16 protein-coding genes are annotated in these 13,778 nt (G+C 37.2%); 3 read left to right on the top strand and 13 right to left on the bottom strand.

The annotated features are described in order from the left end of the window. Positions 1–11 precede the first annotated feature (11 nt). The 3 genes from AR328_RS08250 to AR328_RS08240 form a co-directional block, all read right to left on the bottom strand. Positions 12–2,336 carry a DNA internalization-related competence protein ComEC/Rec2 gene (locus AR328_RS08250; protein ID WP_066293222.1) on the bottom strand — a complete coding sequence of 775 codons (2,325 nt, stop codon included), beginning with the start codon at positions 2,334–2,336 and terminating at the stop codon, positions 12–14. Between the two features lie 70 nt (positions 2,337–2,406). Continuing rightward, positions 2,407–2,844, bottom strand: a complete 438-nt coding sequence (locus AR328_RS08245; RefSeq protein WP_066293221.1) for a deoxycytidylate deaminase — start codon at positions 2,842–2,844, stop codon at positions 2,407–2,409. Positions 2,845–2,941: 97 nt separating this feature from the next. After that, complete coding sequence (locus AR328_RS08240; RefSeq protein WP_066293220.1) at positions 2,942–3,574, bottom strand: helix-hairpin-helix domain-containing protein; 633 nt, start codon at positions 3,572–3,574, stop codon at positions 2,942–2,944. An 87-nt stretch (positions 3,575–3,661) separates the two neighbouring features. Here AR328_RS08240 and comER point away from each other — a divergent pair, with 87 nt between their 5' ends. After that, the gene (gene comER, locus AR328_RS08235; RefSeq protein ID WP_066293214.1) at positions 3,662–4,489 is read left to right on the top strand and encodes a late competence protein ComER; all 828 of its coding nucleotides are present in this window, start codon (positions 3,662–3,664) and stop codon (positions 4,487–4,489) included. An 89-nt stretch (positions 4,490–4,578) separates the two neighbouring features. On the opposite strand, the gene AR328_RS08230 is transcribed toward comER, so the two are convergent. Genes AR328_RS08230 through AR328_RS08195 form a run of 8 tightly spaced genes read right to left on the bottom strand, consistent with a single transcriptional unit; the run spans position 4,579 to position 9,649 of the window. Then, positions 4,579–5,340, bottom strand: coding sequence for a class I SAM-dependent DNA methyltransferase (locus AR328_RS08230; protein ID WP_066293211.1), 762 nt, complete (start codon positions 5,338–5,340; stop codon positions 4,579–4,581). Then, on the bottom strand, positions 5,337–5,693 hold the full coding sequence (gene rsfS / locus AR328_RS08225; protein WP_066293203.1) for a ribosome silencing factor: 357 nt from the start codon (positions 5,691–5,693) through the stop codon (positions 5,337–5,339). The genes AR328_RS08230 and rsfS overlap by 4 nt, the downstream gene beginning before the upstream one ends. Further along, positions 5,694–6,266: a bis(5'-nucleosyl)-tetraphosphatase (symmetrical) YqeK gene (gene yqeK / locus AR328_RS08220; protein WP_066293198.1), complete on the bottom strand. Its 573-nt coding sequence runs from the start codon at positions 6,264–6,266 to the stop codon at positions 5,694–5,696. Next, the gene (locus AR328_RS08215) at positions 6,256–6,825 is read right to left on the bottom strand and encodes a nicotinate-nucleotide adenylyltransferase (RefSeq protein ID WP_066293195.1); all 570 of its coding nucleotides are present in this window, start codon (positions 6,823–6,825) and stop codon (positions 6,256–6,258) included. The genes yqeK and AR328_RS08215 overlap by 11 nt, the downstream gene beginning before the upstream one ends. Before the next feature lie 41 nt (positions 6,826–6,866). After that, positions 6,867–7,157 carry a ribosome assembly RNA-binding protein YhbY gene (gene yhbY, locus AR328_RS08210; RefSeq protein ID WP_066293192.1) on the bottom strand — a complete coding sequence of 97 codons (291 nt, stop codon included), beginning with the start codon at positions 7,155–7,157 and terminating at the stop codon, positions 6,867–6,869. A gap of 4 nt (positions 7,158–7,161) precedes the next feature. Further along, positions 7,162–7,992, bottom strand: a complete 831-nt coding sequence (gene aroE, locus AR328_RS08205) for a shikimate dehydrogenase (RefSeq protein ID WP_066293190.1) — start codon at positions 7,990–7,992, stop codon at positions 7,162–7,164. 34 nt (positions 7,993–8,026) lie between these two features. Further along, positions 8,027–9,130, bottom strand: a complete 1,104-nt coding sequence (yqeH, locus tag AR328_RS08200; RefSeq protein WP_066293188.1) for a ribosome biogenesis GTPase YqeH — start codon at positions 9,128–9,130, stop codon at positions 8,027–8,029. A gap of 3 nt (positions 9,131–9,133) precedes the next feature. Next, positions 9,134–9,649, bottom strand: coding sequence for a YqeG family HAD IIIA-type phosphatase (locus AR328_RS08195; protein WP_066293185.1), 516 nt, complete (start codon positions 9,647–9,649; stop codon positions 9,134–9,136). 375 nt (positions 9,650–10,024) lie between these two features. Here AR328_RS08195 and AR328_RS22165 point away from each other — a divergent pair, with 375 nt between their 5' ends. Next, positions 10,025–10,165, top strand: a complete 141-nt coding sequence (locus AR328_RS22165) for a sporulation histidine kinase inhibitor Sda (RefSeq protein WP_082677165.1) — start codon at positions 10,025–10,027, stop codon at positions 10,163–10,165. Between the two features lie 92 nt (positions 10,166–10,257). Here the strand turns inward: AR328_RS22165 and AR328_RS08190 are convergent, their stop codons facing one another. Further along, positions 10,258–11,064, bottom strand: coding sequence for a phosphatidylserine decarboxylase (locus AR328_RS08190; RefSeq protein ID WP_066293180.1), 807 nt, complete (start codon positions 11,062–11,064; stop codon positions 10,258–10,260). A gap of 152 nt (positions 11,065–11,216) precedes the next feature. Here AR328_RS08190 and pssA point away from each other — a divergent pair, with 152 nt between their 5' ends. Then, positions 11,217–11,756, top strand: a complete 540-nt coding sequence (pssA, locus tag AR328_RS08185) for a CDP-diacylglycerol--serine O-phosphatidyltransferase (RefSeq protein ID WP_066293174.1) — start codon at positions 11,217–11,219, stop codon at positions 11,754–11,756. Positions 11,757–11,805: 49 nt separating this feature from the next. On the opposite strand, the gene AR328_RS08180 is transcribed toward pssA, so the two are convergent. Continuing rightward, entirely contained in the window at positions 11,806–13,605 is a 1,800-nt protein-coding gene (locus AR328_RS08180) for a M3 family oligoendopeptidase (RefSeq protein WP_066293171.1), read from the bottom strand. Positions 13,606–13,778: the final 173 nt, after the last annotated feature.

The following is a 13,778-nucleotide window of genomic DNA, read 5'->3' as shown; positions in this document are numbered from 1 at the left end:
TTTACTACATCCTATGGCATCTGCGTAGAAAAGGTTCCTAGGTCTCCTTTAAAATAATAAGTGATGGCTCCATTTACATCAGTCCGTAATACTTTAATCCTTCTTTCATCTAAGCTATTTAGTATTTCTTTATTTGGATGGCCGTAACGATTATTTCTGCCAGCAGAAATAACGGCAAGCTTTGGTTCTATTCGATCTAAGAACGAACTCGAGGTAGATGATTTACTGCCGTGGTGTCCAACCTTTAATACATCAATTTTTAAATTATGATAACGGGTAATTAATTTTTCTTCCCCGCTTTCCTCCAAATCCCCTGTAAACAGCCATGTTAATCCCCCGATCTTTGTAAACAAAACGATGGAACCATTATTTCTTTCCGACTCCATTCCCGGTTGAGGAGATAATACTTGAAAATTAACTTTGCCGTTCGTCCAGCGATCACCCGCTTTTGTAAAATAGTAGGGAATCTTTTTGTTTTTTGCTTTTAAGAGGATCGCTTTTTCCAGCTCTGAAAGCTCCGCGCTTTTTGGTAAAATAATATTCTTCACTTTCATTTCCTCTATTATTGCAGGAGCACCTCCTATATGATCTGTATCCCCATGCGTTAAAATGAGCTTATCGATTGTTCTAATTCCCTTGCTTTTTAAATAAGGAACGACTACATCCTTGCCAACATCATATTGATTCTTTCTCAACTTCCACTCCTCTGTATGGAACCTTAATGTACCCCCCGTATCGATTAGATAATTCCCTTGATTGTGTGGAAGTCTTATGAAGATACTTTCTCCTTGGCCAACATCAATAAAGGTAATCTCTCCGTATGGAGATAGAAAATTTTCAGAACTATGCAGTATTAATAGGAGGGTCGGCAGTATGAGAATCATCAGAGACTTTTTGATCCCCCTCATTTTTTCCCATAAGGAAAAATAACAGGGGAATATGATCAAATAAAGCAATAAAATGATGAAATGGGGCCTTCCTAAAGCAATCGTTGCATATGGCAATTGAGCTAGCCTCCCAGCAATACCGTCCATCCAGTAAATAATGAAATTCATTAAATTCACGAGAAAATGAATATTCCCGCCAAATATAAGATGTAAGAGGAAGATGATAAATAAGGCAGGCAATATGAATAATGAAAACAGAGGCACAAACAGAATATTAGCTAGTACAGAGATAATTGAAACTTCAAAAAAATAGTAAAACATGATCGGGGTAGCCGCCAGCTGGCAAATGAACGAAGTGGCAAATAATAATGAAATCGGATTAGAAAAGCGTTTTAGGATAATGGGGGCAGATAATATAAGGGAAAAGCTTACACCAAAGGATAACTGAAACCCAACATTATAAATAACATAAGGAGAAGAAAAGGTATATAGGATGAAGACAATGCCTATTACATCAATCGTTAAAAGTGAAAAGTTCCTGCCCCATTTTTGAAGAGCTAAAAATATGATCATCATAAAAACAGCACGAATGACAGAAGGGGAAGCACCTGTAATAAGGGCGTAGCAGGGCAATAATATAAGCAAGGCTAATGTCATTTTCTCTTTTGACACTCCTGCCCGTATGCCAAGAAAGAAAATCATCCCAAAAAGCATTCCAACATGAAGACCCGATATGGCTAATAAATGAACGATCCCGAGCTTTTGATAGGCGGTTAAGACGTCAGCTTCAATATAATTCCGATCTCCAAACAGCAGAGCAATGGCTAAGGGCGCTGTGTCCTTTGGAAAATAATTATGTATATATTCAATCCCATTTTCTCTAAGTGTACGGAAAAAAGAAAGCAGTGTTTTCTTCTGAGGAATACATTTGGAGGGTGTTAAGGAATCTGCTTTTAATATCCAATACGTATGATTTCGGTTAAGATAATCCTGATAGTCAAAAGCATTTTGATTAGTTGAGGAAAATGGCTCTTCTAATGAGCCTTTTACTGAACATGCCATGCCTGTTTTTAATTTTGCCAGCAAATCAGCTTTTTCTTTTTCAGCTTTTATTTTATATGTAAGGATAAGCCTTTCATTATGCTTCAATTCTATGGCTGTTCCGGAAAAAGTATCTCCATCTACCTTTAGGTTTTCCTGCAAGTAAACAAGAAAATTGGTTTCGCCTTTAACTAAACGGCTGAAATTTGCTCTTTCGATCATTTCACTTCGCACAAAAAATATGAGAAAAAAGATACATACTGCAAGAAGCTGCCTCTTTGAAAAATTCTTTTTTTTATAAAGAAATATTAACAGAAATAATAGAGTCATACAGAAATAAACATTAAAAAAGCTTGCTAATATTCCCATCAGTGAGGCAACTGTGAAATAAATCCATTTGCCCTTCATTGTATCCTTTCTCCTTTATCCATTTGCTTCATATTCATTCCCCTAAATGGTAAAAGGCATAGGCAAAACCCTATACCTTACCATTCGATACTTCCTCTTTAGGAAGATGAACCACTTCAACGTTTTTCAAAAAATATTCATTATATTTATTAGGATAGGCGTGACGGTAAACAATTTTGCTAATACCTGATTGAGCGATTGTCTTAGCACAATTTTCACATGGCTCATGGGTCACATAAGCAGTAGCTCCTTTTAATAAACTTCGATCAGCATGCAAAACTGCATTAAGCTCAGAATGAAGAGTTCGTATACATCTCCCCTGATCATTTATTAAGCAGCCTACATCTTCACAATGGTCATGGCCATGGATAGACCCATTGTAGCCAGTTGATACAATATGCTTATCTTTAACAATTACACAGCCCACATGTAATCTTGGGCATGTGGAACGGGAACCCACCTCGGTTGCAATATCTAAAAAATATTCATCCCAGCTTTTTCTTTCCACTTTTCCTGCTCCTTACCTTAAATTTTACAAACCTTGCAAAAACTTTTTCTTATATGCCAAGTTTAAGCCCCATGTCAAAATGGGTCAATATTGTTTTCTATTTTACTTTAATACTGTCTCTCAATTTCTCAAAGGTTTTTTCCCCGATTCCACTAATGGATTTTAAGTCTTCAATCGCTTTAAATGGACCGTTTGTCTCGCGATATTCGAGTATAGCTGAAGCTTTGGCAGGCCCGATGCCAGTCAAGGTTTGTAATTCAGCTTCATTAGCTGTGTTTAGATTAACCTTGCCATCATTTTTCGCTTGACCTGCTCCTTGGGACCCTCCGACTAATAAAGCCCCAGCATCTTCCTCAGATTCCTCTCCAATTTTCGGAACATAAATCACCATCTCATCCTCAACCCGCATGGCAAAGTTTATTTTTGCTTCGTCCGCTGATTCCATTAATCCACCAGCCCTATTGATGATGTCGATGACACGGTCATTGCTTTTGGCTTCATATACTCCTGGCCTTTCCACTGCTCCCTTAACATCGACAAAAAGGGACTCATCGATGATCACCTCCTCCTGACTTTCAGCACTTATTTGCTCGCTTGATAGAATGAGTTCATGTTCTTCAAAGACAGCACTTTGATCTTCCACCGGCTGAAAAATAAAATAAAAGGCTGCAATACAGGCAGCTAAACCTGTAATAATGTAAATTTTGTGCTCTTTAATCAAGTGTAACAACTATATCATCCTTTCATATTTAGCATATTCTATTAAGGAATTTCATAATGTATAGGAGAAAGCTCGCATGTGAAGGAGGGAAGGACATTGAAAATTGGAATGATTGGTACTGGCAATATGGGGAGAATAATAACAGAAGCTTTAATTGATGGAAAAGCCGTTTCCCCTTCTTCCATAACAATAACCAATCGAACTTTATCAAAAGCTTTGGAAATAAAGGAGAATTATCAAGAAATAAATGTTGCACCGACTGGGAAGGATGTGGCGGAGAAATCCTCGCTCATCTTTATTTGTGTAAAACCACATGATGTTCACAACGTCATCAAAGATATTTCCCCGTTTCTAACGAAAGAAAAATGTATCGTTTCCATCACGAGTCCAATTAGTGTGGATCAGCTGGAAAATATTTCAACCTGTTCCGTTGCAAGAGTGATACCAAGTATTACAAATCGAGCACTTTCAGGTGTTTCTTTATTATCATTTGGAAAGAACTGCAAGGAAGAGTGGAAATCAATTATTAAAGAAATGTTTGGCGAAATTTCCAGGATTGTTGAAATCGAAGAAAACATTACGAGAGTGGCATCTGACATTGTAAGCTGTGGACCAGCCTTCTTCAGCTATTTAACACAAAGGTTTATTATGGCAGCAGTAAATGAGACAGAAATTGACCAGGAAACCGCTACAACACTAGCTGAAAATATGTTAATTGGTATGGGAGATCTAATGAAAAAAGGGTACTATACTTTGCCGACACTGCAAGAAAAGGTTTGTGTAAAGGGAGGCATCACAGGGGAAGGAATCAAGGTGCTCGAAAAAGAATTAGGTGATGTGTTCGAAAAAGTCTTCCAGGCGACACATGCAAAGTTTGACGAGGATATTAAACAGGTTAAAGAACACTATACTCTCAATATTTAGTTATTCTTTATTTAATTCAAAAATCCTTCTTATGCAAGAAATTTATTTTTTATAAATTAAGAGCCAGCTGCATAAGCTGGCTCTTATTATTAGTTTCTCAAGATTTTCCTGCAAATAAAAAAGATTCGTTCAGATTGATCTTGTGGAGGATCATTTTCAAAATCGGCGGAAACTTCAAGGAGTTCAAAGCCTGTTTCCTGAAGCCAATTTTCATATACTTCAATCGGATAAGTCCTCTGATAATGGAGTTCATCATAACGAGCATACATACCTGTCTCATTGTCTAAAACAAAAAAACTTAGATCATGCTCTACGCTGAAAGGATATTCACCTTCAAAGCAATGCCAAATATAGCTTATCTCATCATCATTCACAGCAAAGGTTTGATCCATAAATATTTCCCTGATTTTATGAAGTGAGTGTACATCAAAGATAAAGAGACCATTATTAGACAAATGCTCATAGACACGTTGAAATGTCGCAACAACCTCTTTTTCTTCCTGTAAATAATTTATCGAATCACAGAAAATGCCAATTATATCGAATTTGCCTAATCCATCGAGTTCAGCCATATTTTGCAGATAAAATTCGATTGCTAATCCATTTTCATTTACATTTGCCTTTGCCTTTGCGACGGTCAACATTTCCTCGGAGATATCCACACCAGTTACTTGAAATCCAATCTCAGAAAGCTTCACAGAAAGCTCAGCCGTACCACAGGCGAGATCAAGCAATTTTTTCCCGCTTACTTCATATTTCTTTGCCTTCTCTAATACTAATTCTGCCCATTTATCATACGGAACATCTTTCATGAGCTGATCATAAAGATAGGCAAACTTTCCATAACTCATTGATTCAGTTCACTTTGCACATTTTCAATAGGCGCATCGCCCCATAAGCGTTCCAAATTATAATAGCTTCTTTCATCACGATGGAAAATATGTGCAACAACATCCCCTAAATCTACGAGGATCCATCTTGCTTCATCAAAGCCCTCTATTCTTTTAACTGTATATTCCTTTTCCTCTGCCTTTTCCTTCATTTCCCGTGCAATGGCCTGCACCTGCTTATCAGAATTTCCATGGCAGATAAGGAAGTAATCAGCAATTAATGAAATACCCTTCATATTTAAAACAATAATATCCTCTGCTCTCTTATCATCAGCTGCCTTTACAGCAGTTAATAGCAATTCCTTTTCGTTCATTCAATCAGTCCTCCGAAGTCTCATAATTAAGTCATTATATGTGTTAAATGTAGCTGGAAAAACCGGCTGTTCTTTTTTCATCAAAAAAAAGATTGTATTTTGAATAGATTTTATTAATGCTCTATCCAGGCTTTCCTTTGCCATTTCACGAACTTCATCAACCCCGGGAAAATGTCTGCCAGGCTCAATATAATCAGCCAAATAAATTACTTTTTCAAGGATGGTCATATTCATTCGTCCTGATGTATGATATCTGATGGCGTCCAAAATTTCAACATCATCTATTCCAACTTCATTTTGTACTAGAAATGCCCCAACTGGCGCATGCCAAAGTTCACTATTGTATAGAAGAAGCTCTTTCGGCATTCCTTCATCGATTATAATTTGTTGCATTTCCTCTATTGGCCTGAATTTAGCATAATCATGGAAAATAGCAGCAAGCTCTGCCTTTTTCACATTAGCACCATACTTTTCAGCTAAGACCAAGGCTGTTTCCATTACTCCAATTGTATGATGGTAACGATGGTCCGTTAACTGGTTCTTAACTATTTGTAAAGCAGATTCACGATCCATATAATTGATTCTCCTTAATATAATTCCTGACTGAATCGGGAACGAGATATCGAATCGTCTTATTTTCCAGCAATCGATTCCGGATTTGACTTGATGAAATCTCTACCTCTGGAACCTCTGCATATAATATTGGATAATGGCTCTCAGTACTATAAGATGGTCTATTGACGCCAATAAATTGAACGATCTTAACTAACTCATCAATATTCCGCCATTTTGGCAAATACTCAACCATATCAGCACCAATAATAAAATAAAATTCCTTATCAGGATGTATTTTTGTAAGAATCTTCATGGATTCATATGTATAGGAGGGGCCTGATCTTTCAAGCTCCAACAGCTCTATTTTAAAATTAGGATGCCCACTAATTGCAAGCTGTACTAAATTTATCCTATCTGCTTCTTTTATGGCATTAGATTTTTTTTTATGGGGAGGCTCCTGATTCGGCATAAACCAAATTTCATCTAAGCTATGAGCATTTAACACTTCATTTGCAATAATTAAATGTCCCAGATGTGGCGGATCAAAGGTTCCTCCAAGTATGCCAATCCTAGTCATGCGAATTCCTCCCAACATTCTAACATGCTTAACGAAAAGAATTAAGGTAATTTGATTTGCTTATTTTCACGTGATTCTTTATAAAGCACGATTGTGCTTCCAATAATTTGGACAAGCTCTGCTCTCGTTCCTTTTACTAATTTTTCAGCAACGATGTCCTTATCCTCGTCACAATTTTGCAAAACGGATATTTTCATTAATTCCCGTGCTTCAAGTGCCTCATCTACTTGTTTAATCATATTTTCATTTACGCCACCCTTGCCAACTTGAAAAATCGGATTTAGGTGATGTGCTTTAGAACGCAAAAAACGTTTCTGTTTTCCTGTTAACATTTTGTTATCCTCCTAGTTGTGAAAGAACGATCTCTCTCATACGATTCGTATCTGGGAAAATCCCTGTCCATTTTTCAAATGCGAGTGCACCTTGGTATACAAACATATTTAAGCCATTTTGAATTCTCGCGCCTTTGCTTTTGGCTTCTTCGAGAAATCTTGTCTCTAATGGATTATAGATGATATCGCTTGCTAATGCCCCTGCTTTCAGATTATGTAAAGAAAGCGGCAAATCTTGAACTTTTGGCGCCATCCCTGCAGGTGTTGTCTGTATGATTAGATCATATAATCCAAGACTTTCTTCCGCGTTTTTAATATTATACACATCAGAATTGACTAAATATGGACAATCATTCTTAATAGTCTCTGCTTTAGATATAGTCCGATTACAAATATCTAATTGTTCAGCACCTGCATCCGCTATTGTAAAGTAAATAGCTCTTGCTGCACCGCCTGCACCAATAACTAATACTTTTTTATCCTTCAAACTCGACATTTCCTCATGCAATCCTCGAACATAGCCGCTGCCGTCAGTATTAAAGCCAATTAGTTTGCCGTCCAGATTCACCACTGTATTAACAGCCCCTATTGATTGTGCGAGAGGATCGAGTTCATCCAACAATGGAATAATCGTTTCCTTATGTGGAACAGTCACATTAAACCCCGAAATTCCAATGGCTTTTAATCCCTTTATTGCATCTGCTAAATCTTCTCTTTTGACATGTAGAGGCTGGTAATGAGCATCTATACGATTAGCATGAAATAAATCATTGTGCATAGCAGGTGACATAGAATGGGCAATCGGATCCCCTATAACCGCAAAAAACTTCTTCAAAATCTCTCTCCCCTTTAAATGCGATTGCCGAGATTTATATTAATGATTTTCTTAATAATGCATGAACACCCTTTGGGACATAGGCGGCCACCTTTGCACCTGGTTCATTGACTGTAATCCAGCCAAGCCCTGAAAAGACAATATCCGTTTTTCCTTCTTTAATTGTAAATTCATGTTTAACGAGCTCTGGGAATGTGTCCATTTGTTCCATCCTAGGCGGCGTTAACATTTCACCTGCATGGTTTTTGTATAATTCATCCGCATTTTCAAGCTTCGTCCGATGAAGGTTTAATTCATTGGAAAAATGGCAAACAAAGGATCTGCGGCCGCCGGTTTTATAGTCAAAACGGGCTAAGCCTCCAATGAAAAGGGTTTGTCCTTCATTCAGCTGAAAGACTGTCGGCTTTATTTCTTTTTTCGGCGTAATGATTTTTAAATCACGCTTATCAACATAATGGGCCATTTGGTGATGATTTATAATTCCTGGTGTATCAACAAGTGACTTCCCATCTGATAAGGGGATTTCAATGATATCAAGGGTCGTACCTGGAAAATGTGAAGTTGTGATCACATCTCCTTCTCCCGTTACCTCTTTTAAAATCCGATTTATAAATGTTGATTTCCCTACATTCGTACAGCCAACAACATAAACATCTTTACCTTTTCGATATACATCAATTGCTTCAGCCACCTCAGAAATATTCTTCCCTTTAGCAGCACTGACGAGAAAAACATCCTCTGGCTTAAGGCCAAGCTCTTTTGCTTCCTGCTTCATCCAATTAATTAACTTATTGTGTTTGACCGATTTAGGCAGCAAGTCAACTTTATTCCCTACAAGCAGGATTTTGTTTTTTCCGACAAACCTATGCAGTCCAGGCAGCCAGCTTCCGTTAAAATCAAATATATCAACGATTTTCACAATCAAGGAATCACTTTTACCTAATTCATTTAAGATTTTCAGAAAGTCATCGTCTGTTAAATCAACATCCTGCACTTCATTATAATGTTTCAAGCGGAAACAGCGCTGACAAATAATCGCTTCTTTTTCAAGCGCTGATAATGGTGCATAACCAATTGTGGCTGGATCTTCTGTTTGAATCTTAACACCGCAGCCTATACAAATATATTGTTCACTCACAAATTAATCCTCCCATTGAATCATCCCTTTTTTCCTAAACCAATTTAATATTAATCTTTCCACTTTGCGATTGAACCGCGTAATAAATCCGTCAGTCTGTGCAACTGGAACAACAAGGATGGTCCGAAATCCACTTCGGTTACCGCCTAGTACATCTGTCAATAATTGATCGCCAATTACTACTGTTTCCTCTTTTTTAAGTCCCATTTCTAGCAATGCTCTATTAAAAGCCCGTCCTAAAGGTTTTCTAGCCAATGGGATAAAAGGGATGTTAAGCGGTTCAGAAAAAGACCTGACCCGGCAATCATTGTTATTCGATACAATCGTAATCATGACATTGCTGTTTTTCATTTCTTCAAACCAATTGATCAGCTTTGGTGTAGCATTCGGTCGATCCCATTCGACAAGGGTGTTATCTAAATCAGTAATAATTCCTTTAACTCCATATTCCTTCAACTTTTCAGGGGTAATTTCAAATATACTTCTAACATGCTGATCTGGTAAAAATTGCTTCAACACGATATTTAACACCTCTATTTACTTCTTTTATTATAAAACGAAAAAGAAAAGGCAATAATTTGTACTCATCATAAACTTTTTTATTCTCTCTTTCAAACATTGGCTTAATCTGAGCAAATTAAGAAACTTTTCGACATTTTTCTCCTTAAACATTTCTGTGGATAACTTTATTCACATTAAGCACATTCATTTATCTGATTTTTCACCTTTTACTAACAACTTAACCACAGGTTATCCACTATTTACTGTGGATAACAGAACGGTTGTTCTAAGGAAAAAAGTTTGCTAGAGTATGATTACAACATAAATCTTACATTATATGTATGAAGTCAATTATATAGAACTCTAAAATTAATATTATGGAGGTGAATGGACATGCGAAAGCTGTCAGACGAACTATTAATCGAATCCTATTATAAAGCAATCGAGTTAAAGTTAAGCTCAGATTTTATTAACCTGATAAAGACGGAAATTCACCGACGTTCCTTGTCACATAAGATTAGAGTTTCATCCTAATGCAATCTTCCTTTTTAGTGGGGGCCGCGGCATAGTGAATGCACGAAACATATACCGGCCCCCGCAGAGCACTTTTTTCCTCTTCCAAAACGTTAGTTCTGCTGATTAATGTTCTTGTCATGATTAATATGGCCAACCCGCTCTCCCACTTTTATATCATATGGTGTTTGAATCGTTGTCAGAGGCGTGAAACTGTTTTTTTCGAATAAAAGGACAACTGTTGAGCCGAAGGAGAAATAAGCCATTTCATCACCTTTTGCTAACTGGTCACCATTATGTATCACTTCGATTGAATTCACAAACATGGCTCCCACCTTAACAATTGAAAGCTTGCCGGTTATGTGCTCTACTTCAGTTATCGTGCGATAATTTTTTGAAAGTGCAGCTTTTCCATATTTTAAACCATATTTATTAACTGGATAGGATTTTTGACCTAATGTCCATTGATCAAGTACACGGCCGGTAACCGGACTGTGTATCCGATGATAATGACTAGGGCTTAAATAGAATATCATGTAGCAGCCATCCGTATAACTATCTAGCTTTTCATCATTCCCTATCATCTCTCTTATCGAATAATCCTTTTCTTTTACTGTAATAATATGTCCCGGCTTAATAAGGCCAATATCTTCAATGACGGCATCAACCGGACTCACAATGGTATAGGGATCTTGATCAATATAACGTACTCCTTGTTTGAGGGACCTCGTAAAGAAATCGTGCAAAGTGGGATATTCCGCTAATGTTTTCTCCATTTCATCCTGGTTAATTTGATATGCTTTACAAAAAGATGGAACAAACAAGCGGCTTGCATTGGATCGAGCAAATCTCTTTAATAGCCCTGAAGTTATTTTGCCGTTCGTAAGCTCAATAAAAAGCCGATAAAACGATTGTTTCATTCTTTCACCTCCAATATACTCTTTACGGTCAGTACTAAAAAGATTAAAATTAAATATTATTAAATAAGAACAGTAACGTGCTTGATTTTGAACCCAGAGCACTTAAGATGACAACTAGACATATGATATCTTACCTAAAAGGAGTGTGGTAAATGTTTTTAAATGATATTTTTGATCAAACCATTAAAAAACTAAAAGCACAAACTGCAAATGTTATTACGTTAGCGAATTTATCATTAGGCGGGTTTGCCATTATTTTTGCCTTAAAAGGTAATTTAAATTTAAGTTTGCTGCTCATTTTTGTCGCAGCACTTGCTGACCGGTTCGATGGAATGATTGCGAGAAAGCTTCAAATTGAATCGGAGTTAGGGAAGCAATTGGATTCCATGAGTGATATTATATCATTTGGAGTTGCACCTGCACTATTAATATATCAAGGAATTTTATTTGAGTTCGGCGCCCCTGGTTCATTTTTTACTATTTTTTATATTGGCTGTGGAGCTTTCCGCTTAGCACGTTTTAATATTAGTGAGAACAATGGCTATTTTACCGGACTTCCAATCACAGCTGCCGGCTGTCTAATTACTTTAAGCTACCTTATGATTCCTTATATTCCTGCGCCATTCTTCTTATTTATTACGATTATTCTTTCCTTATTAATGGTTAGCCCGTTTAAATTGAAAAAAGTATAAATCGACAGACAAAGGGTCACACCGTTATAAAAGGTGTGACCCTGCTTTTTTACTTCTTTTCGGTTAATGTTAGGAATTCCTCGATATCATCGATACATAATTGGACAGCACTTTGCCAAAAGTCTGGTTTTGTGAGATCTACATTTAAATGCTTCTCAGCTAAATCCTCAACTTTCATTGATGCGGTGTCTTTCAATAACGCAATATATTTTTCTTCATATTCCTTCCCTTCCTCCAATGCGCGGGCATAAATGCCAAGTGAGAAAAGATAACCAAAGGTATAAGGGAAATTGTAAAATGGAACACCTGTAATATAGAAATGAAGCTTAGAAGCCCAAAATGTTGGATGATACTCCCCGAGTGAATGACCATAGGCTTCCTTTTGGGCTTCCTCCATTAGCTTATTTAATTTCTCTGTGCTGACTATTCCATTTTTGCGCTCCTCATAGAAACGGGTCTCAAATAGGAAGCGAGCATGGATATTCATTAATAATGCTACTGTTCGTTGAATTTTATCTTCGAGTAAGGCAATTTTCTCCTGTTCTGTTCGCGCCTTTTTAACAGCTGCGTCAGATACGATCATTTCTGCCAGGGTAGATGCAGTCTCCGCCACATTCATCGCATAGTTCCGGTTTAATAAATGTAAATCCCTCATCGCATAGGTATGGAAGCCGTGCCCCAGCTCATGGGCTAATGTGGACACATTTGAAGGTGTAGCCGAATAAGTCATAAATATTCTGGACTGGCTGCTCTCAGGAAAATACGTATGAAAACCTCCTGGAGATTTCCCGGGTCTGTCTTCAGCTTCAATCCATTTTTCTTCAAATGCCATTTTAGCAAATTCGGTCATTTCATCACCAAAATGCGAGAAATTTTCTAGAATAAATTCAGCACCTTCTTGATATGAGAGCTTTGATTCCGAATTGTTCAACGGGGCATCGAGGTCATACCAGTTTAACTTTTCAACGCCAAGGAGTTCTGCCTTTCTGTTTAGGAATTTCACAAGCGGCTCTTTATTTTTCGAAATAACATCCCACATCGTATCAAGTGTTTCTTTGTCCATTCGGTTAATGGCTAATGGCTCCTTTAACACGTCCTCCCATCCGCGCTGCTTGTAAACATTCAGTCTAAAGCCTGCTAAATGGTTTAAAGCCTTTGACAAATAATCTGTTTGTTCCTGCCAAGCCAGTTCCCAATTCTCAAATATATTTTTCCTGATGTCTCTATCCGGACTAGAAAATTTATTAGCTGCTTGCCCAACAGACAGGAGTTTTTCTTCTCCGTCCTCCTGAAAAGGAATTTTTATTTTCCCCACAATTAAGTCATAAAGCTGGCTCCAGCTATGATAGCCATCAACCCCAAGGGCATTAATCAGGCTTTCTTCCTCTTTCGATAATTTTTCTGATGCTGTCTCACGCCGTTCTGATAGGACAAAAGACAATTCGCTGAGTCCATCCTCCTGCAGCAATTCCTCCCAAACGGTTGAGTCGTAGCTTGTTAATTTTTCATCAAATACAGTTAAAGCATTTTGAAAGCTTGCACTTAGCTGAGTGATTTTTGCCCGATGTTCACTCGCTTTCTTATCACTTGTATTTTGAGCTTGCAGACAACTGACAAATGCTCCGGCTTCTCGCAGCTTCTTTGTGGCTATTTGAAAGCTTTCTATTAAGTTCATTAATGATGTTTTATCTGAAATTGAATTAGTTGTTTCCCAAGTATGTACTTGTAAGCCAAATTCCTTAATTTTCTCTTCTGTTGTATGTAAATGCTGAACAAAAGCCTTTGAAGAACTGCCGCCATTAAAGAAAACATCTAAATCCCAAATAGTTGAATAGGTTGCTGCTGTCATTGTTTTTCCCCCTTTTCATTCAATAATTTTATTATAAGTTAACTTTCCATAAGATTCTATTAATTAGAAACACGAATAAAAAAGAGGCTGGGACAAAACCCTCCTCTGAAATGAAAAAGCCTGTGAAATTTTACGACAAGTAAAATTTCACAGGCTTTGATTATTTTTAAATA

It is taken from the genome of Bacillus sp. FJAT-29937, from assembly GCF_001509555.1.
In the GTDB taxonomy this organism is placed as follows: domain Bacteria; phylum Bacillota; class Bacilli; order Bacillales; family Cytobacillaceae; genus Cytobacillus.
This window is presented reverse-complemented; position numbering and strand designations above follow the sequence as displayed.